Here is a 19,161-nt window from a genome sequence, read left to right on the forward strand (position 1 = left end):
TAGCGTGGACCGACGTGGCTGGCCCAGATCCCGTGGACGTACGTCTGCTCTCCGTCGTCGCCGAGATGGGCCGTGCGTCGGTGCCCGAGATCGCCGGTCGGCTCGGCATGGACGTGCGGGACGTCGCCGCGCGCTTGGCCGTGCTCTCGACCACCGGGTTGCCGCTGCTGGTCGGCGTGGAATGCGACCAGCAGGGCATCCGCAAGGCCGTCGCCGCCGCCCAGGCGTGGAACGCGCAGAACCTCGCCAGCGGAGCGTACCCGGTGCAGCAGCCCAGCGGCTCCTACCCGACCCCCAGCGGCTCGTACCCGGGTCCCGGACAACCGCCGAGCGGCCCGTACCCGCAGCCGCCCAGCGGTGGGTACAGCGGCGCCCACCCCGGGCCCGGCACCAGCGGGCCGCAGCGCTTCACCCCGACGCCGCCGCCGTTCGGCCAGCCGCCCGGCCCGCCGGACCCGGTGAACGTGTGGGGTCCGCCCGGCTCGGCCGCGTGGGCGCGCGGTGAGCCGCCGCGCCCCGCCCGCCCGCAGCCGGTGCGCACCGGCAAGGTCGGCAGCAAGCTCGACGTCGAGGGCCTGGAAGGCGAGCGGATCACCATCCAGCTCGTCGAGGTGGTGGACCCGGCCGACTTCCTGTTCACCGCCGCCGGCTACGAGCTCCAGGACGGCGAGCGCGCCGTCGTGGTGCACACCGAGCTGACCAACCGGGGCGCCACGCCGTTCAACTCGCTGCCGGACCTGCACCTGGAGCTGGTCGCCACCGACGGGTCGGCGGTGGGCAAGGCGTCGGTGTCGCTGTCCTCCCGGCCGCCGCACCGGATCGGCGTTCCGCCGGGGGAAACCGCGGGCGGCCACACCGTCTACGTGCTGCCGGACGCCACCGAGCTCACCGCGGTCCGCTGGTCGCCCAGGCCGGGCGACGAGCAGCGGACCCTGCTCTGGGACATCACGGACCTGTAGCCACCGCGGCGGGCCGCTCAGCGGTCCCGGCGGCGGATCCAGTCGAGCGGGCTCCGGCGCGCGGGCTGCTCCTTGCTGCGGTACTCCAGCTCGGGCCAGTCCCCCGCCGGGGCGTCGGCGCCGCCGGCGGCGGGCTCGCCGAAGACCGCGGGCGCGGCGGAACCGATGTCCTCCGCGCGGATCAGGTCGGCGAGGCTGCGACCGTCCTCGTCGACGACCGGCAGTCCGGTGGGCGGGGTCGGGACGTCGTCGGGCGAACGCGACTCCGGGTTCATCGGGGCCTCCTGCGGATGATCTGGCGGACCACCACGCTACCCGGTGCCGCGGGTCAGCGGTCCTGGTCCCGGAGCACGTCCAGCGCGTGTTGCAGGTCGGCCGGGTACGGGCTCTCGAAGGTGACCCACCGGCCGTCCCCGGGGTGCTCGAAGGACAGGCTGCGCGCGTGCAGCCACTGCCTGGTCAGCCCGAGCTTGCGGGCCAGCACCGGGTCGGCGCCGTAGGTGAGGTCGCCCGCGCAGGGGTGGCGCACCGCCGAGAAGTGCACCCGGATCTGGTGGGTGCGGCCGGTTTCCAGCTTCACGTCCACCAGCGAGGCGGCGCGGAACGCCTCGACGGTCTCGTAGTGGGTGATGCTGGCCTTGCCGCCGGTGACCACCGCGAACTTGTAGTCGTGCCGGGGGTGCCGGTCGATCGGCGCGTCGATGGTGCCCCGGCTCGGGTCCGGGTGGCCCTGCACGACGGCGTGGTAACGCTTGTCGACGGTGCGTTCCTTGAACGCCCGCTTGAGCGCCGCGTAGGCGAACTCGCTCTTGGCGACGACCATCACGCCGGTGGTCCCGGCGTCGAGGCGGTGCACGACGCCCTGCCGTTCGGCGGGCCCGGAGGACGCGGTGCGCACGCCCGCGGCGGCCAGCCCGCCGAGCACGGTCGGGCCCTCCCAGCCGGGGCTCGGGTGCACCGCGACCCCGATCGGCTTGTCCACCACCACGATGTCGTCGTCCTCGTGCAGCACGCCGAGGCCCTCGACGGGCACCGGGACGACCTCGATGGTGCGGTCCGCCGAGGGCAGCGAGACCTCCAGCCAGGCCCCGGCGATGAGCCGGTCCGACTTGCCCGCCGGCGCGCCGTCGACCAGCACGTCGCCGGATTCGGCGAGCCCGGCGACCACGCTGCGGGACAGGCCGAGCAGCTTGGCCAGCCCGGAGTCGACCCGCAGTCCGTCCAGCCCCTCGGGCACCGGGAGGGTGCGCAGCTCGGTCACGAGGCGGCCTCCGCCTTCCCGCCCTTGCGGTGCACGGTGCCGTCGTAGTCCCGGCCGAGCACCGTCAGCAGCACCACCAGGGCGCCGCCGCAGCAGATCGCGGAGTCCGCGACGTTGAACACCGGGAAGAACGCCCCGCCCGGCTCCAGCACCGAGATCATGTCCACCACGTGCCCGCGCAGCGGTCCGGGGGCGCGGAAGATCCGGTCCACCAGGTTCCCGGCGGCCCCGGCCAGCACCAGTCCGAGGCCGATCGCCCAGCCGGTCGAGCGGACCTTCAGCGCCAGCCAGCAGATGCCCAGCACCACGGCGATCGCCAGCAGCGACAGCAGCCAGGTGAAGTCGGTGCCCAGCGAGAAGGCCGCGCCCGGGTTGCGCAGCACGTCGAGGTAGACCAGCCCGCCGAGCAGCTCGACCGGCACCTCACCTTCCAGGAAGGCCACGGCGGCGACCTTGGTCGCGATGTCGAGCAGCAGCACGGCGGCGGCCACCCCGAACAGCAGGACGGGCAGCTTCCACGGGCGGGGCGACCCGGTCGGTCCGGGAGGCTGCTCGGCGGGCGTCGGCTCGGTGCTCACGCCGCCATTGTCCCCGACGCGCTCGGCGCGGTCGCCGGTGGTCACTCCGGCCAGGGCGACTCGCGGATGGTGCGGACGAAGTCGCCGCGCTCGAAGCCGGGCGTGCAGTGCGCCAGCACGTCGGCCTTGACGTTGCCGAAGGTGGTCTCCGGCTTGGGTTCGACGCCCTGCCGGAAGGCCTCCAGGATGCGGTTCTTGAAGTCCGGCCTCGGGTGCTGCGCGACGACCTCGGCGCGGTCCTCGGCGGTGATGGCGTCGAAGCCCAGCCCCAGCACGTCGTACTCCACCCCGGCCGTGACCAGCGCCACCTCCGGCTCCATGTGCTCCGGGATGCCCGGCGTGGTGTGCAGCGCGATCGCGGTCCACACCCGCCGGACGCCGTCGTCCGGGACACCGCGGGCGCGCAGGAAGCGGCGGGCCTCGTCGGCGCTGTCCACCTCGAAGCGGCGTCCGCTGGTGTGGAACTCCGCGCCGAGGCCGACGTCGTGGAACAGGGCGCCGAGGTAGAGCAGCTCCGGGTCCCAGCTCAGCCCCCGGGCGCGCCCCTGGAGGGCGCCGAAGAAGTAGACCCGCCGGGAGTGGTGGTAGATCAACTCGCTCGTGGTGTCCCGCACCAGTTCGGTGGCCTCGCGGGCCAGTTCCGTGCGCGGCACCTCGACGTCCAGCGGCATGGCTCCTCCTCGGCGGTTCCGGTGGCTGCGGGGACTCCCGCGACGACTCGGGTACCCGGGGAGCCGCCGCCACCCCTCGCTCTGCTCACCCGTTCGAGACGTGCGTGAGGGGCACCCTTGCCCAAGTTACTTGGGCGAGGGTGCCCCTCACCTCGCCACCTCCGGCGGCGTCACGGCTTGCGGCGCACCTGGGCGGTGAGGTCGATCCCCTCGCCGACGGTGCCGGCGAAGCCGCCCTCGGCCGGGCCGGGGTCCACCGCGTCGGCCAGCGTCTCGGCCGCGATGAAGTCGCGGTGCGCCGCCACCGCGGCCAGCACCTCCTCCGGTGCCGCGAGCTCGGCGGTGATCCGGTCGGAGACCTCGAACCCGGCGTCCCGGCGGGCCTGCTGGATCACCCGCACCACGTCGCGGGCCAGCCCCTCGGCCGCCAGCTCCGGGGTCACCTCGGTCTCCAGCGACACCAGGCCGCGGCCACCGGGCAGCGCGGAGGCCGCACCGGGGTCGGTGGACACCAGCCGCTCGGAGAACTCGCCCTCGGCCAGCTCGATGCCCGCCGCCACCACGGCGCCCTCCGGGGTGCGGTGCCAGTCGCCCGCCTTGACCGCCTTGATCACCTGCTGCACGTCGCGGCCCAGCCGGGGCCCGGCGGCCCGCGCGTTGACGGCGACCTCGAAGTGCCCGTGCTCGGCGACCTCGGTGGTCAGCTCCAGCGACTTCACGTTGACCTCGTCGCGGATGAGGTCGGCGAACGGCCGCAGCGACCCGGCGTCCGGGGTGGCCACCACCAGCGAGGCCAGCGGCAGCCGCACCCGCAGCTTGTTGGCCTTGCGCAGGGCCAGCGCCGCCGAGCACACCTCGCGCACCCGGTCCATCGCGGCCACCAGCGCCGGATCGGCGGGCAGCTCGTCGACCAGCGGCCAGTCCGCCAGGTGCACCGACCGCTGCCCGGTCAGCCCGCGCCACACCGCCTCGGCGGTCAGCGGCAGCAGCGGCGCCACCACCCGGCAGGTCACCTCCAGGACGGTGTGCAGGGTGTCGATGGCGTCCCGGTCACCGGCCCAGAACCGGTCGCGGGACCGGCGCACGTACCAGTTGGTCAGCACCTCCAGGAACTCCCGCACGGTGGCGCAGGCCCCGGCGAGGTCGAAGGCGTCCATCGCGGCCTGCACGTCGCCGACCATCTCGTGGGTCTTGGCCAGCGCGTAGCGGTCCAGCACGTGCTCGCTGCCCACCCGCGTCCGGCCCTCCGCGCCCTCGGCGTTGGCGTAGAGCGCGAGGAAGTACCACGAGTTCCACAGCGGCAGCACCGCCTGCCGCACCGCGTCCCGGATGCCGCGCTCGGTGACCACCAGGTCGCCGCCGCGCAGGATCGGGCTGGACATCAGGAACCAGCGCATCGCGTCCGAGCCGTCGCGGTCGAAGACCTCGTTGACGTCCGGGTAGTTGCGCTTGGACTTGGACATCTTGAGCCCGTCGTGGCCGAGCACGATGCCGTGCGCCACCACGTTGGCGAACGCGGGCCGGTCGAACAGCGCGGTGGCCAGCACGTGCAGCGTGTAGAACCAGCCGCGGGTCTGGCCGTTGTACTCGACGATGAAGTCGCCCGGGTAGTGGTGCTCGAACCAGTCCGCGTTCTCGAACGGGTAGTGGACCTGGGCGAAGGGCATCGAACCGGACTCGAACCAGCAGTCCAGCACCTCCGGCACCCGGCGCATGGTCGACCGCCCCGTCGGGTCGTCCGGGTTCGGCCGGGTCAGCTCGTCGATCCCCGGTCGGTGCAGGTCGGTCGGGCGCACCCCGAAGTCGCGCTCCAGCTCGTCGAGCGAACCGTAGACGTCGGTGCGCGGGTGGGCCGGATCGTCCGAGACCCACACCGGGATCGGCGAACCCCAGTACCGGTTGCGGGAGATGTTCCAGTCGCGGGCGTTGTCCAGCCACTTGCCGAACTGGCCGTCCCGGATGTGCTCGGGCACCCAGCCGATCTGCTGGTTCAGCTCGGACATCCGGTCCCGGAACCGGCTGACCGCCACGAACCAGGACGACACCGCGCGCTGGATCAGCGCGTTGTCGCAGCGCCAGCAGTGCGGGTACGGGTGGTCGTAGGTCTCGTGCCGCAGCAGCAGCCCGGCGTCCTTGAGGTCGCGGGCGATCGCCTTGTTCGCTTCGAAGACCTGCAGGCCCTCGTACGGCGCGACCTCGGCGGTGAACCGGCCGTGCGCGTCGACCGGGACGACCGGCTCGATGCCCGCCGCGTCGGTGACGGCCTTGTCCTCCTCGCCGAAGGCCGGGGCGATGTGCACGATCCCGGTGCCGTCCTCGGTGGTGACGTAGTCGGCGGCCAGCACCCGGTGGGCGCCCTCGCGGCCGGTGAAGAAGTCGAACGGCGGCGCGTACCCAGTGCCGAGCAGGTCGGCGCCGGTGAAGCGGGCCACCACGTGCTCGGCGGCGTCCTCGCCCAGCTCCCGCGCGTAGGCGCCCAGCCGGGCCTCGGCCAGCACGTAGCGCTCGTCGCTTCCCGCGGGCTCGACCAGCACGTAGTCGACCTCGGGGTGCACCGCGGCGGCCAGGTTCGACGGCAGCGTCCACGGGGTCGTGGTCCACACCAGGGCCAGCGCCCGGTCGTAGACCTCGCCCGGCGCCTCCAGCCGCAGCCCGACGGTCACCGCCGGGTCCTGGCGCTGCCGGTAGACGTCGTCCATCCGCGTCTCGGTGTTGGACAGCGGCGTCTCGCAGCGCCAGCAGTACCAGAGCACCCGGAAGCCCTCGTAGACCAGACCCTTGTCCCACAGGGTCTTGAAGGCCCACATGACGCTTTCCATGTAGTCCAGGTCGAGCGTCTTGTAGTCGTTGTCGAAGTCCACCCAGCGCGCCTGCCGGGTGACGTAGTCCTCCCACTCGGCGGTGTAGCGCAGCACCGAGGTCCGGCACACCTCGTTGAACTCGGCGACGCCCATCGACTCGATCTCGGACTTCGAGGTGATGCCGAGCTGCTTCTCCGCCTCCACCTCGGCGGGCAGCCCGTGGCAGTCCCAGCCGAACCGGCGCTCGACCCGCTTGCCGCGCATCGTCTGGTAGCGCGGCACCGCGTCCTTGACGTAGCCGGTCAGCAGGTGGCCGTAGTGCGGCAGGCCGTTGGCGAACGGCGGGCCGTCGTAGAACACGAACTCGTTGGCGCCGTGGGCACCGGCCTCGCGGGCCCGCACCGACTCCCGGAACGTGCCGTCGGCCGCCCAGAAGTCCAGCACCGCGCGCTCGACGTCCGGGAAGGACGGCTGCGCGGGCACCCCCGCCGACCGGGCCGGCTCCGGTTCACCGGCGCCGCTGAACTGAACCTTCGGGTAAGCCATCGCGGATGCGCTCCTCGCGGTGTGTCGTCGATCCCGCCCGACCTCGTCGGCCCGGGGACGACCCGGCGTGCCTCGCACGCGGCCGCGGTACCACCCCGCTTGCCGTGCACCCGCCGTCCGGTGCGCACGACCGCTCCTCGTCGGCTGTCACGGGCCGGACCCGTCCGGTTCTACCAAGGCCGCCGCGGCGACCCCTTCTTCCGGAAGCTCCCCGGTGATGGCCGGATCATCGCCTGTGCCGACCAGGATAGCGAGCCGCGGCGAGCCGCGGCGACGGGGTTCAGCGGTTGCCCGCCGGCCGCGCGGCCAGCGTCGAGTCCGGGGCGCACACCCCGCACGGGGTGAAGCCGAGCTCGCGGGCCTCGGCCAGCGGCAGCGGGATCGTCTCCTGCCCGGCGATCCAGTCGCAGCCGGTCAGGTGGTAGCGCGGGTGCTCGTCGACCACCAGCACCTCGGCGTCGGCGGCGGGCTCGCCACCGCGCCCCACCTCCGGCTCCGGGACCTCCGGCGCATCGGCGAACTCGGGTTCCGGACCGGAGCCGACCGGTCGTCCCGGCGCGGCGGCGCGCCGGCGGCGGATCCGGTCGAGCACCAGCAGCAGCACCGCGAGCGCGCTCAGCAGGACCGAGTACCAGGCCCACCCCGGGTGCCCGGTGCCGACCGCCGCGGCCAGCACCCCCGCCGCGGCCACCACCAGCAGCAGCACGATCAGCAGCACAGCAACGTCACGCTCCTCGCCGTCCGGCGCGGCGGGGACCACCTAGCGGGCAACGGCCCCGAAACGCACTCCAGCGGTGGCGGACCGCAGCCCGCCACCGCCGTGGTGGTCATCCTCGTCGCGCGTCCTCAGCCCGCTTCGGCCGCTCTGGCGCCGAAGCTGTAGCTGGTCTGCTGGCCCGACGACCTGCTGCCGCCGCTGCTGTCGGCGGGCGCGGCCGAGCCGCGGTCCTGCAGTTCGCGGAGCTGCGATTCGAGGTAGGTCTGCAAGCGGGTGCGGTATTCGCGCTCGAACGTCCGCAGCGTCTCGATCTTCTTCTCCAGCGCGTTCTTCTCCTGCGTGATGTTGCCCATCACCTCGGCGTGCTTGCGCTGCGCGTCGCGTTCCAGGCTGGCCGCCTTGTCGCGGGACTGCCGCTCCAGCGTCTCGGAGCGGGTCCGGGCGTCGTTGATGAGCGTCTCGGCGCGGGTGCGCGCCTCGTTCACCATGCTGTCGGACTTGGACCGGGCCTCCGACAGGAGCTGCTCGGACTTGGTCCGGGCGTCGGAGAGCATGCCGTCGGCCTCGGCCTTGGCCTCGCCGGTGAGCCGGTCGGCCATCTCCTGCGCCAAGCCGAGCACCTTCGCGGCCTGGACGTGGTGGTCACCGCCGGGCGAGGTCTGCTCGGCCGGGTTCGGTGGCGCCGGCACCGGGGTCAGTCGGCGCGGTTCCTCCTGGGCGGCGGGGGCGGGGGAGACCGACGCCGCCTGGCTGCGGGCGTCCTCCAGGTCGACCTGGGCGGACTGGAGCTGGGTCTCGAGCTGCTCCACCTGGCTCCGCAGGTCGTTGTTCTCCTCCACCAGCCGGGCAAGCTCGGCTTCAACGAGATCGAGGAACGCGTCCACCTCGTCCTCGTTGTAGCCCCGCTTACCGATCGGAGGTTTGCTGAACGCGACGTTATGCACGTCGGCGGGGGTCAAGCCCACAAGATCACCTCACGCACTCCTCGGCTGCGGGTCCCGGGTTCCCCGTCACCCGGGTTGGACCAGTCGCATCAGTATGAACACGACCAGCAGCAGCACCATAATCGATAGGTCCAGTCCCACACCGCCGATCCGGACCGTCGGCATCACCCGACGCAACAGCCGGACCGGCGGATCGGTCACTGTGTAGATGCTCTCCAACGCGATTGCAACCCCCCCAACAGGCCGCCAATCGCGGGCGAACACCCTTACGAGCTCCACCACGATACGTGCCGTGAGCAGCAACCAGAAGAAGAACAGAACGTAGAACAGGACGATCTGCAGCGGGTACACGCCTCAACTCTGCCACCACTCACCCGTAGTTGAAAAAGACACCCTCGGCGAGCCGCCGCTTGTCCTCGGCCGCGACGTCCACGTTGGGCGGTGAGAGCAAGAACACGCGGTTGGTGACCTTCTCGATGGATCCGCGCAGGCCGAAGGCCAGCCCGGCGGCGAAATCCACCAGCCGCTTGGCGTCGGACTCGTCCATCTCGGTCAGGTTCATGATGACCGGGGTGCCGTCGCGGTACTGCTCCCCGATCGTCCTGGCCTCGCTGAAGCTGCGCGGGTGCAGGGTTGTGATCTTGCTCAAGTTGAACTGCGTGCCGGTGTCGGTGACCGCCCGCAGCCGGGAGACCGACTCCCGCGACTGGTCCCCGGACAGCGTCCCCCGCGCCGAGGTCTCCGAAGTCCACGGCCTGCGCGAACGCGGCGGTTCGCGGTAGTCCTCGACGTAGCCCTCCGGCTCGCCGTCGGCCTCGGACTGGTAGCTTCCACGCACACCGCCGGGCCGCCTGCGGGCGGCGGTGTCGAAGGTCTCCTGGTCGCGGTAGACGTCGTCGTCGTACTCGTCCACCTCGTCGGCCGGGACCATGCCGAAGTAGGCCTTCAACTTGTGCAAAGCGCTCATCGGCATGCCCTTCCTCTGCGACTCCTTCGCACCGAGCACAAGGCGGACGACCTTCGACCCCCTGATGCGGCTACGGCGAGATTAACCGGCGCCCGCCGAGCAGCGCGGTTCCGACACGCACGCGCGTCGAGCCGTGGGCCACGGCACTTTCCAGGTCACCGCTCATCCCGGCGGACACGTCGCCAGCTTCCGGGTGATCCCGGCGGAGACGCTCGGAGATCGCCGAAAGTGTATCGAAGGACACAACCGGGTCACCGCCCAATGGGGCCACGGCCATCACTCCCCGCAGTCGAAGATCACTCGTGCGACTGATCACCTCTGCGAGTGACTGGACCTGCTCCGGCGGGCAACCACCGCGCCCGGGCGACTCGTCGAGGCCGACCTGGATCAGCACCTCCAGCGGCGCGGACCGCTCCCCGGCCGCCAGCGCGTTCGAGGTCGCCTTGCCCAGCGCCGCCACCAGCCGCTCGCTGTCCACCGACTCGACCACGTCCGCCCAGCGGACCACCGAGCGCGCCTTGTTCCGCTGGAGCTGGCCGACCATGTGCCAGCGCACCCCGGCCGCCGGGCGCAGCGCGTCGAACTCGCCGACCTTGCCGCGCGCCTCCTGCTCCCGGTTCTCCGCGAACGCGGTGAGCCCCAGATCCGCCAGCAGCGCCGCGTCCGACGCCGGGAACGTCTTGGTCACCGCCAGCAGTTCCACCTCGGAGCGCTCCCGCCCCGCCGCCCGGCAGGCCGCCGCGACCCGCTCCTCGACCTCGCGGAGGGATTCGGCGATCTCCTCGCGCCGGTTCACGACCGCTCCTCCGGCTCGGCCCAGACCAGGGCGGCGAACCGGCCGGTGCGGCCCTCGTCGCGGCGGTGGCTGAACAGCTCCGGGGATTCCATCGTGCAGCGCGGGTCGACGCCGACCTTGCCGACCCCGGCCGCGGCGAGCTGCTCCCACAGCCCGGCCCGCAGGTCCAGCCCCGGCGTGCCCCGGCGGGTCTTGCAGGCGCTGCCCGGCAGGTGCCGCTCCACGTCGGCCTGCATCCCGGCGGGCACCTCGTAGCACTCGCCGCAGGCCGCCGGTCCCAGCAGCGCCTCGATCGCCCCCAGCCGCGCCCCGGCTTCCAGCATCCCCTCCAGCGCGGAGACCAGGACCCCGACCCGGGCGCCGACGCGGCCCGCGTGCACCGCCGCGACGACCCCGGTCTCCGGGTCGCCCAGCAGCACCGGGACGCAGTCGGCGGTCAGCGCGACCAGCGCCAGGTCCGGTTCGGCGGTCACCAGCGCGTCGGTGGCCTCCACCGGCTCGGCCTGCGGTCCGTCCACGATCGTCGTGGTGCGGCCGTGGATCTGCTCCATCCACACCAGCCGGTCCGCGGGCAGTCCGATGCCGGAGGCGAGCTTGCGGTGGTTGGCCGCCAGCGCCTCGGGGTCGTCGCCGACCCGGCCGCCGAGGTTGAACGAGTCGAACGGCGGCCGGGAGCTGCCGCCCTCCCGCGTGGTGATCACGCGACGAATCCGCACTGCTGCTCAGCCTCCTGGCCTGACCGGGGCGGGCGGTTCCCGGCGGGAACCGGCGCCGCACGTGGAACGACACCGGGAACGGAACGTTCCCGGTGCCGATTCTCGCGCACCCGCCGCCGCGCTCCGGGGCCGGTGCGGTCGGTGCTCAGCGGCGCATGAACGGCGGGATGTCGACGTCGTCGTCGGTGTCGTCGGAGACCGGCACCGGCCGGTTCGGCACCGAGCCGGAACGGCCGGACGAGGTGCCGGTGTGCGTCGGGTAGCCGCTCCCGGCGCGGGTCGGCACCGACACGCCGCCGGTGGTGGAGCCGTCGCCGCCGAACATCCCGGAGCGCTGGGGGAACCCGGTGCGCTGCTGGTCCTGCTCGGCGGGCTGGTCCTCCCGCTGCACCGGCGCCGGGCGCTGCGGTTCGGCGGGCACCTCCTGCTGGGCGGGCTGCGCCGGCGCGGGCGGCTGCTGGGCGGCCGGTTGCTGGACGGGCTGCTGCTGGACCGGTTGCTGCGGGGCCGGTTGCTGTTGCGCCGGCTGCTGGACGGGTTCCGGGGCCCGCTCGACCTGCTGCGGCGCGGCGGGTTCCGGGTCCTCGCGCGGCGGCACCTCGGTCGGCGGCTCGTCCTCGGACCTGCCCCCGACCCGGGTCGGCTCCAGCTTCTTGTGGGTGGGCGCGCCCGAGTCGAACCCGGCGGCGATCACCGTCACCCGCACCTCGTCGCCGAGCGAGTCGTCGATCACCGTGCCGAAGATGATGTTCGCCTCGGGGTGCGCCGACTCCTGCACCAGCGAGGCGGATTCGTTGATCTCGAACAGGCCGAGGTCCGAACCGCCCGCTATGGCCAGCAGCACCCCGTGGGCGCCTTCCATCGAGGCCTCCAGCAACGGCGAGTTGATCGCCTTCTGCGCGGCTTCCACGGCTCTGCCCTCCCCGCGGGCCGAGCCGATGCCCATCAAGGCGCTGCCCGCCCCGGACATGACGCTCTTGACGTCGGCGAAGTCGAGGTTGATCAGACCCGGGGTGGTGATCAGGTCGGTGATGCCCTGGACACCGGAGAGCAGCACCTCGTCCGCGGAGCGGAACGCGTCCATCAGGCTGACCCCGATGTCGCCGAGCTGCAGCAGCCGGTCGTTGGGGATGACGATCAGCGTGTCGCACTCGTCGCGCAGCGCCTTGATGCCCTCCTCGGCCTGCTGCGCCCGGCGCTTGCCCTCGAAGGAGAACGGCCGGGTAACCACGCCGATGGTGAGCGCCCCGAGCTTGCGCGCCACCGAGGCGACGACCGGTGCGCCACCGGTCCCGGTGCCACCGCCCTCGCCCGCGGTCACGAAGACCATGTCGGCGCCCTTGAGGACCTCTTCTATTTCTTCCTTGTGGTCCTCGGCGGCCTGCCTGCCGACCTCGGGAGCGGCACCCGCGCCCAGACCGCGGGTGAGTTCGCGACCGATGTCGAGCTTCACGTCGGCGTCGGACATCAGCAGGGCTTGGGCGTCGGTGTTCACCGCGATGAACTCGACGCCCTTGAGACCGACCTCGATCATGCGGTTGACGGCATTGACGCCGCCGCCGCCGATGCCGACGACTTTGATCACCGCGAGGTAGTTGTGCGGGGGCGTCATCGGATCCGCCTTCCTGATCGTGGCTCTGTGCTCGTTGCTTCTACCACCGGTACTGCCGCGCCGCCCGTCGGCGGGAACCACCGCCGCTCCGGCACCGAGGTCGTCGGCGGCAGCAGGACCGTTCGATCACCGGTCCCGCGCTCGGTGCGGACGGTAAGCAGGTCCGCGGACCCAAGTCCAGCAGCCACGCCGGTCCCGCGACCAGGTGTGTCCTGCCGCGCACCCGCACCGGCCCCCGGACCGTCGTCGGCGGAACAGCGAGCCGAGCCCCTTGTCTTCCTCCCCTCGGGTGATCACGTCGCGACGTGATCACCCCACCGACACCGTACCCCGAGCACCCTTCACCCGGACGGGCACTGGGCGCGGTCGGAGCCGCGAATTCCCGACCGCGGTTGTCCGGTATCGCTGCGATCGTCGGCATTCCGACCGAACGACCAGGGAGAAGACGAAGGATGAGCGCAGCACTGGACGGCGTCGTGGCACTGGTGGCGGGCGCCACGCGCGGGGCCGGACGCGGGATCGCCGTGGAACTCGGCGCGGCCGGGGCGACCGTGTACGGCACCGGGCGCAGCACCCGGCAGCGGCGGTCCGACTACGACCGGCCGGAGACCATCGAGGAGACCGCCGAGCTGGTCACGGCGGCGGGCGGCACCGGCATCGCGGTGCCGGTCGACCACACCGACCCGGAGCAGGTGCGCGACCTGGTGCGGCGGATCGAGGCCGAGCAGGGGCGGCTCGGCGTGCTGGTCAACGACCTCGGCGGGGAGCACCTGATCGAGTGGCACACGCCGCTGCTGTGGGAGCACCCCCTGGACATGGGCATCGCCCGGCTGCGCACCGGCATCGAGGCGCACCTGGTCACCAGCCACTTCGCGCTGGGCCTGATGGTCCGCGAGCCGGGCGCGCTGGTCGTGGAGCTGACCGACGGCACCGCGGAGATCAACGAGCGCTGGTACCGCGGCGAGTGCGGCACGTTCTTCGACATCGCCAAGGTCGCCGCGCACCGGATGGCGCGGGCGCAGGGCGAGGAGCTGGCGCCGCGCGGCGGAACGGCGGTGTCGCTGACCCCGGGCTGGCTGCGCTCGGAGATGATGCTGGACCACTTCGGCGTCACCGAGGACACCTGGCGCGACGCGATCCCGCAGGAGCCGGGCTTCGGCACCTCGGAGACGCCCGCCTACGTCGGGCGCGCGGTGGTCGCGCTGGCCGCCGACCCCGACGTGGCGCGGTGGAACACCCGGTCGCTGTCGACCGGGCAGCTCGCCCGCGAGTACGGCTTCACCGACGTCGACGGCTCCCGGCCGGACTCGTGGCGCTACCTCACCGAGGTGTCGTGGGGCGGCGGCGAAGGCGACCCGGCGGACTACCGGTAGAGCGCGGCGAGGCGGGCGGCGCTGTCCGCCAGCCGGGCGCGGAGTTCGGGGGGCGCCAGCACCTCGACCTCCGCGCCGAGGCCGAGGAGCTGGGCGTGGGCCACGTCGTGGGATTCCACCGGCAGCACCGTCCGCACCCAGCCGTCCGCGTCCGGCTCCCCCGCTCCGCCCGCCGCCGCGCGCACCGCCGCGGCCTCGATCACCCCGGGCAGCCGGCGCAGGCCGAGCGGGCTGATCCGGACGGTGATCTCCTCGCGCAGCAGGGAACGCGCGAACTCCTCGGACCGCGCCGCCCAGAACGCGGCCAGGTCGAAGTCCGGGTCGCGGGCGAACCCGTCCGCGCCGACCTCCACGTCGCCGAAGCGGTCCACCCGGTACACCAGGAACCGGTCGCCGGAACGGGCCGCGAGGTACCAGACGCCGGCCTTGAGCACGAGGCCGTGCGGTTCCAGCACCCGCCGCACCTCCTCGGCACCGGAGCGCCGGTAGGTGGCGGTCACCACCTTGTCCCGCCACACCGCGCGGCTCAGCCCGGCCAGCGCGGCGGGGGCCTCGGCGTCCCGGAACCAGCGCGGGGCGTCCAGGTGGAAGCGCTGGCCGACGCGGTCCGGGGCGTCGCGGAACGGCGGGGCGAGCGCGGCGCGGGCCTTGAGCCGGGCGGCGGCGACCTCGTCACCGAGCCCCATCTCCCCCGCCGGGCCGGGCAACCCGGCCAGGAACAGCGCTTCCGCCTCGCCCTGGTGCAGCCCGGTGAGCTTGGACCGGTAGCCGCCGAGCAACCGGTACCCGCCGGTCCGGCCGCGTTCGGCGTACACCGGCACCCCGGCCTCGGCCAGCGCGAGCACGTCCCGGGCCACGGTCCGCTCCGAGACCTCCAGCTCGCGGGCGAGCTCCGGCCCCGTCATCGACCCCCGCACCTGGAGCAGGCACAGCAACGCGATCAACCGGGAAGCGCGCACCGCCCCAGCCTAGTCCGGCACCCGATGTCACCCGCAGGGGAATGGGTGCGGGGCACCGTCATCCGACCATGCCGGATGACGGTGCCCCTCACTCGGAAAAAGATCACCTGGTCGTGCGCGGTGGTCGTTGGTCTCCCAAGCGGCGGAGCCGCTTGCGACCACCTTGGCAACCGACACCGCCGCGGGTTCTCAGCGGCCTTCTCGCGAGGACAGCGCCGACGTGGTGAACAGGTGGTTCATGATGTCGGCGATCCCGCAGCGAGAAGGCCGCTGAGGTTCCGCTGCCCGCACCGCCACCCCGGGCGAGGACCGGCAATGGACGCTCAGGTGGCCCAGTACCAGGAGCCTGCTCCGTAGCCGTACTCGACGCGGCTGTCGACGTGGGTGAAGGTGTCGTAGCGGATGATGCCGGAGAATCCCGAGGTCTGGGCGTGGCCGATGGCCTGGCCGACGCTGGTGCCGCTGATCACGATGTCGGCCGCGATGCCGTACATGTGCTGGCTGTTCGACGCGCCGCCGACGTTGCTGTTGTGCGCGATGCTGCGGAAACCGGAGTTGATGGTGATCGGGGCGTCCCCGGCCTTCTTGCGCACGGCCTCCAGCTTGTACATCAGCCGCCGCACGTTCTCCTGCACGGTGGAGCTGCCCACCTTGCCGCCGCCGAAGCCCGCCCCGTCCTTGGAGTGGAACTCGGCGAAGTCGAAGTGCGCGGTGGACCCGTCGGGGTCGGCCAGCGCGTCGAGCGCCTGCTGGGTCGGCGCGTCCACCTGGCCGCTGGCGGTGAGCCCGTAGGCCCGCTGGAAGCGCTTCAGCGCGGCCTCGGTGGCCGGGCCGAAGATCCCGTCCACCGCGACGAAGGTCCGCTGCGGACCGTCGGCGGCCCACCCCGCGATGCGGATCTGCACCTCGGTGACGTCGGCGCCCCGGTCGCCGAGCCCGAGGGTCCGGTCCTCGGCCGCGGTCGCGACCCCGCCGAGCACCAGCATCGACGCCAGCACGGCGACGACGAGCTTGAGCTGCGCGCGCATTCCGTCCTCCTCTCCTCGAACGCCCGCCGTGCTGCTCGCGGCCGCCCACCCGGACATCGAGCGCGAGAACGGGCTTTCCGCCAGATGCTGCCGCAACCGCCGAGCGCGGTCCCGGAGCTGGCGGGAACTGCTCACCGCATCCCGCTGGTCTTGAGCGACTCCACCAACCGCCGCTGGCCGAACAGGAACACCAGCACCGTGGGCAGCGCGGCCAGCACCGCGGCGGCGAGCACGTAGTGCTGCTTCGAGGCGTACTGGCCCTGCAACGAGGCGATCCCGACCTGCACCACGCGCAGCGACTCGTCCTGCGCCACGGTCAGCGGCCACAGGAACGAGTTCCAGTTGGCCAGGAAGAACAGCACCGCCAGCGCCGCCAGCATCGGCCGGCTCAGCGGGAGCACGACGTGCCAGTAGATCCGCCAGTGCCCGCACCCGTCGAGGTGCGCGGCCTCCTCCAGCTCGCGCGGCACGCCGAGGTAGAACTGGCGCAGCAGGAAGATGCCGAAGGCGTTGAACACGCCGGGCACGATCAGCCCGGCGTAGCTGTCCACCATGCCCAGCGCCCGCACCACCAGGAACAGCGGGACCAGGATCACCGGCAGCGAGATGAGCAGCGTCGCCACCACCGCGGCGAAGGCGATCCCCCGGCCCCGGAAGGCGATCCGGGCCAGCGCGTAGGCGGCCATCGAGTGCAGCAGCAGCGCGATCGCGGTGACGGTCACCGACACGATCGCGCTGTTGGCCAGGTAGCGCAGGAACGGGACCTCGGTGAGCACGTAGGCGAAGTTGGCCAGGGTCAGCTCGTCGGGCAGGCCGAGTTCGAACAGCTCGCCCTCGGGTCGGAACGCGCTGAGCAGCAACCACAGCAGCGGCGCCACGGTCAGCAGCGCGACCAGGTAGGCCACCAGCACCCGCGCGGTCCTGGCGACCGTTCCCGGCCTCGGCGACCTCCTCGTCGCGGTACCCGCTGCGCTCCCGGCGTCGGCGCGCGGTCCCCTAGCCATCGAACCGGCCTCCCCGGGTCAGCGCGAACAGCGCGGCGGTGAACGCGGCCAGCGCGGCGACCAGCAGGGCGCAGATCGCCGCGGCGTAGCCGAACCGGCCGAACAGGAACGCCTGCTGGTAGGCGTAGTACACGACCGTCGAGGTGGCGTTGGCCGGACCCCCGGAGGTGACCACGAAGACCAGGTCGAACACCTGGAGCCCGGCGACCCCGTTGATCGTCGAGGTCACCAGCACGAAGAAGCTGGTGGGGCGCAGCATCGGCCAGGTGACGTGCCGGAACCGCTGCCACGGCCCGCCGCCGTCCACCGTCGCGGCGTCGTAGAACTCGCGCGGGATGTCCTGGAGCCCGCCCAGGAAGATGAGCATCTGGTAGCCCATCAGGAACCAGACGCTGATCAGCACCAGCGTGAACAGCGCCAGGTCCGGGTCGCCGAGCCAGGACACCTCCGACAGCCCGAACAGCCGGTTCACCGCGCCGGTCTTGTCGGTGAGCAGGAACTGCCAGACCAGGCCGATCACCACCAGGCTCACCGAGTGCGGCAGGAACAGGGCCGCCCGCACCGCCCCGACGCCCGGGAAGTGGTCGCGCACCAGCAGCGCCAGCCCGAGCGACACCGCGAAGCACAGCGGCACGAACATCGCCGCGTACAGCAGGGTGATGCCGAAGCTGCGCCACAGCAGGCCGTCCCCGGCCATCAGCCGGAAGTTGTCCAGCCCGGCCCAGGACAGGTTGCCGAAGGAGTCCAGGTGGAAGAACCCGACCAGCAGCGCCAGGACGGTCGGGATTGCGACGAACAGCGCCAGCCCCACCCCGTCCGGGGCCAGGAACAGCCACGCCGCGCGGGTGTCCGAGCGCCGCGCCCTCATTGGATCCGCGCCCCGTCGTAGGTGCTCAGGAAGGTGTCGATCTGGTCGGCCGCGCCCGCCGCGGCCGACACCGGATCACCCCCGTCGAGCTGGCAGGACTGCAACGCGTCGGAGATCGCCCGGTAGACCTCGGGCGGGAACCGGGGCTCGGCCCGCGACCGGGTCATCACCTCCGAGGCGAACGCCCGCATCGGCCCGCTGTCGAACGCCCCGCGCCGCTCGGCGACGCGCTGCACCGACCGGCGCGGCGGCAGGCCGGACTTGGCCTCGGTGTTCCACCGCCGCATCCGCTCGACGCAGGCCGGGTCGGCCGAACCCAGCGCCCACACCACGAATTCCGCCGCGGCGCGCGGGTTGACGCCTTGGGCGTTGGCGACCATCGCCCAGCTCCCCAGCACCGTGGTGTACTCGCCGTCGGCGGGCGCGGGCATCGGGATCACCCCGTAGCGCAGCTCCGGCGCCTGCTCGGCGATCTCCGCGATGCCCCAGATGCCGAGCTGCTGCATCGCGCAGAACCCCGAGGCGAGGTTGGAGATCGAGTCGTTGCCGCCGCTGCCCCGCACCCGCCGGGGCGCGACCCCGGCTTCGACGGCCTGCTGCCAGTACCGCAGCGCGGCGTGCGCGGCCGGCCCGGCGAAGGCGGAGCGGCGCTGGTCGTCGCTGAAGACCTCGCCGCCCGCCATCCACAGGAACTGGTACCAGGTGAAGTTCTGGTAGTAGCCGGGATTGGTCTCCAGCATCAGGCCGAAGCGGTCCGGGGAGGTGAGCGCGTCGGCGACGCCGAGCAGGTCGTCCCAGGTGCGCGGCAGGTCGCCTTCGGCGAGCCCGGCGCCTTCGAGGGCGTCCTCGTCGTAGAACAGCGCCAGCGGCTCGATCTCCATCGGCAGCCCGTACACCCGGTCGTCGACCAGGCGGGTCTCCAGCACCTGCGGGAGGAAGTCCGCCCGCACCGACGGATCCAGGTGCGGGGTGAGGTCCGCCAGCGCGCCGCCGTTGTAGTAGCGCAGGAAGTCGCCGGGGCTGAGCAGGAAGACGTCCGGTCCGGTGCCCGCGCTGAACGCGGTCTGCAGGGCGGGCCCGGACTTGTAGTCCTTGCTCGGCACGTAGCGCAGCCGGACCTGCACCTCGTGCGTGGCGTTCCACTCCTCGGCCAGCCGGACGAACCAGTCGCTCTGCGACTCCTGCGGCCCGCCGGGGCCGTAGAAGTTCCAGAAGGTGATCTCGCCGGGATCGCGCCGGGGCGCGCACCCGGTCAGCGCCAGCGCCGCACCCGCGCCCGCACCGCGCAGCAGCGCGCGCCTGCCGAAGCCGGCACCACCAGGACCCACCATCGGATCACCCCGCGGAAAACGATTGCTGA

The 19,161-nt window shown here is 72.7% G+C and carries 19 protein-coding genes; 2 read left to right on the forward strand and 17 right to left on the reverse strand.

Translation table 11 applies throughout. The annotated features are described in order from the left end of the window. The first annotated feature begins 14 nt into the window (after positions 1-14). On the forward strand, positions 15-959 hold the full coding sequence (locus tag ABD976_RS00265; protein WP_345355126.1) for an AsnC family protein: 945 nt from the start codon (positions 15-17) through the stop codon (positions 957-959). A gap of 17 nt (positions 960-976) precedes the next feature. On the opposite strand, the gene ABD976_RS00270 is transcribed toward ABD976_RS00265, so the two are convergent. The 12 genes from ABD976_RS00270 to ftsZ all read right to left on the reverse strand — a co-directional run bounded on the left by ABD976_RS00270 (position 977) and on the right by ftsZ (position 12,569). Next, positions 977-1,234: a hypothetical protein gene (locus tag ABD976_RS00270; RefSeq protein ID WP_345355129.1), complete on the reverse strand. Its 258-nt coding sequence runs from the start codon at positions 1,232-1,234 to the stop codon at positions 977-979. A 53-nt stretch (positions 1,235-1,287) separates the two neighbouring features. After that, the gene (locus tag ABD976_RS00275) at positions 1,288-2,220 is read right to left on the reverse strand and encodes an RluA family pseudouridine synthase (protein WP_345355132.1); all 933 of its coding nucleotides are present in this window, start codon (positions 2,218-2,220) and stop codon (positions 1,288-1,290) included. Beyond that, positions 2,217-2,798, reverse strand: a complete 582-nt coding sequence (gene lspA / locus ABD976_RS00280; RefSeq protein ID WP_369775366.1) for a signal peptidase II — start codon at positions 2,796-2,798, stop codon at positions 2,217-2,219. Before lspA ends, ABD976_RS00275 begins: the two co-directional genes overlap by 4 nt. 41 nt (positions 2,799-2,839) lie before the next feature. Continuing rightward, positions 2,840-3,469 (reverse strand): HD domain-containing protein, encoded by a 630-nt coding sequence (locus ABD976_RS00285; protein WP_345355135.1) that lies wholly within the window; start codon positions 3,467-3,469, stop codon positions 2,840-2,842. Between the two features lie 170 nt (positions 3,470-3,639). Continuing rightward, positions 3,640-6,816, reverse strand: a complete 3,177-nt coding sequence (gene ileS / locus ABD976_RS00290; RefSeq protein WP_345355138.1) for an isoleucine--tRNA ligase — start codon at positions 6,814-6,816, stop codon at positions 3,640-3,642. A 280-nt stretch (positions 6,817-7,096) separates the two neighbouring features. Then, positions 7,097-7,534 (reverse strand): hypothetical protein, encoded by a 438-nt coding sequence (locus ABD976_RS00295; protein ID WP_345355141.1) that lies wholly within the window; start codon positions 7,532-7,534, stop codon positions 7,097-7,099. A gap of 128 nt (positions 7,535-7,662) precedes the next feature. Next, positions 7,663-8,499 carry a DivIVA-like cell division protein Wag31 gene (gene wag31, locus ABD976_RS00300; protein WP_345355143.1) on the reverse strand — a complete coding sequence of 279 codons (837 nt, stop codon included), beginning with the start codon at positions 8,497-8,499 and terminating at the stop codon, positions 7,663-7,665. 45 nt (positions 8,500-8,544) lie between these two features. Then, positions 8,545-8,829, reverse strand: coding sequence for a YggT family protein (locus tag ABD976_RS00305; protein WP_345355146.1), 285 nt, complete (start codon positions 8,827-8,829; stop codon positions 8,545-8,547). Between the two features lie 19 nt (positions 8,830-8,848). Further along, the gene (locus ABD976_RS00310; protein WP_345355149.1) at positions 8,849-9,445 is read right to left on the reverse strand and encodes a cell division protein SepF; all 597 of its coding nucleotides are present in this window, start codon (positions 9,443-9,445) and stop codon (positions 8,849-8,851) included. A 70-nt stretch (positions 9,446-9,515) separates the two neighbouring features. Then, on the reverse strand, positions 9,516-10,241 hold the full coding sequence (locus ABD976_RS00315) for a YggS family pyridoxal phosphate-dependent enzyme (RefSeq protein ID WP_345355152.1): 726 nt from the start codon (positions 10,239-10,241) through the stop codon (positions 9,516-9,518). Further along, positions 10,238-10,942 carry a peptidoglycan editing factor PgeF gene (gene pgeF / locus ABD976_RS00320; protein WP_345355155.1) on the reverse strand — a complete coding sequence of 235 codons (705 nt, stop codon included), beginning with the start codon at positions 10,940-10,942 and terminating at the stop codon, positions 10,238-10,240. Before pgeF ends, ABD976_RS00315 begins: the two co-directional genes overlap by 4 nt. Positions 10,943-11,102: 160 nt before the next feature. Next, positions 11,103-12,569, reverse strand: coding sequence for a cell division protein FtsZ (gene ftsZ, locus ABD976_RS00325; protein ID WP_345355158.1), 1,467 nt, complete (start codon positions 12,567-12,569; stop codon positions 11,103-11,105). Between the two features lie 452 nt (positions 12,570-13,021). Here ftsZ and ABD976_RS00330 point away from each other — a divergent pair, with 452 nt between their 5' ends. Continuing rightward, entirely contained in the window at positions 13,022-13,942 is a 921-nt protein-coding gene (locus ABD976_RS00330) for an SDR family oxidoreductase (RefSeq protein WP_345355161.1), read from the forward strand. Here the strand turns inward: ABD976_RS00330 and ABD976_RS00335 are convergent. From ABD976_RS00335 to ABD976_RS00355, 5 genes are all read right to left on the reverse strand, one after another. Next, positions 13,933-14,901 carry a helix-turn-helix transcriptional regulator gene (locus tag ABD976_RS00335; RefSeq protein WP_345355164.1) on the reverse strand — a complete coding sequence of 323 codons (969 nt, stop codon included), beginning with the start codon at positions 14,899-14,901 and terminating at the stop codon, positions 13,933-13,935. The two genes, ABD976_RS00330 and ABD976_RS00335, sit on opposite strands and share 10 nt — an antisense overlap. 323 nt (positions 14,902-15,224) lie before the next feature. Next, a complete protein-coding gene (locus ABD976_RS00340) occupies positions 15,225-15,929 on the reverse strand; it encodes a D-Ala-D-Ala carboxypeptidase family metallohydrolase (protein ID WP_345355167.1) in 705 nt (234 codons plus the stop codon). Between the two features lie 131 nt (positions 15,930-16,060). After that, positions 16,061-16,933, reverse strand: a complete 873-nt coding sequence (locus ABD976_RS00345; RefSeq protein WP_345355170.1) for a carbohydrate ABC transporter permease — start codon at positions 16,931-16,933, stop codon at positions 16,061-16,063. Further along, positions 16,926-17,801: a carbohydrate ABC transporter permease gene (locus ABD976_RS00350; RefSeq protein WP_345355173.1), complete on the reverse strand. Its 876-nt coding sequence runs from the start codon at positions 17,799-17,801 to the stop codon at positions 16,926-16,928. Before ABD976_RS00350 ends, ABD976_RS00345 begins: the two co-directional genes overlap by 8 nt. Continuing rightward, positions 17,798-19,132 (reverse strand): ABC transporter substrate-binding protein, encoded by a 1,335-nt coding sequence (locus ABD976_RS00355; RefSeq protein WP_345355176.1) that lies wholly within the window; start codon positions 19,130-19,132, stop codon positions 17,798-17,800. The genes ABD976_RS00350 and ABD976_RS00355 overlap by 4 nt, the downstream gene beginning before the upstream one ends. Positions 19,133-19,161 lie beyond the last annotated feature (29 nt).

The sequence above is a fragment of the Saccharopolyspora cebuensis genome (assembly GCF_039542665.1).
GTDB lineage: Bacteria > Actinomycetota > Actinomycetes > Mycobacteriales > Pseudonocardiaceae > Saccharopolyspora > Saccharopolyspora cebuensis.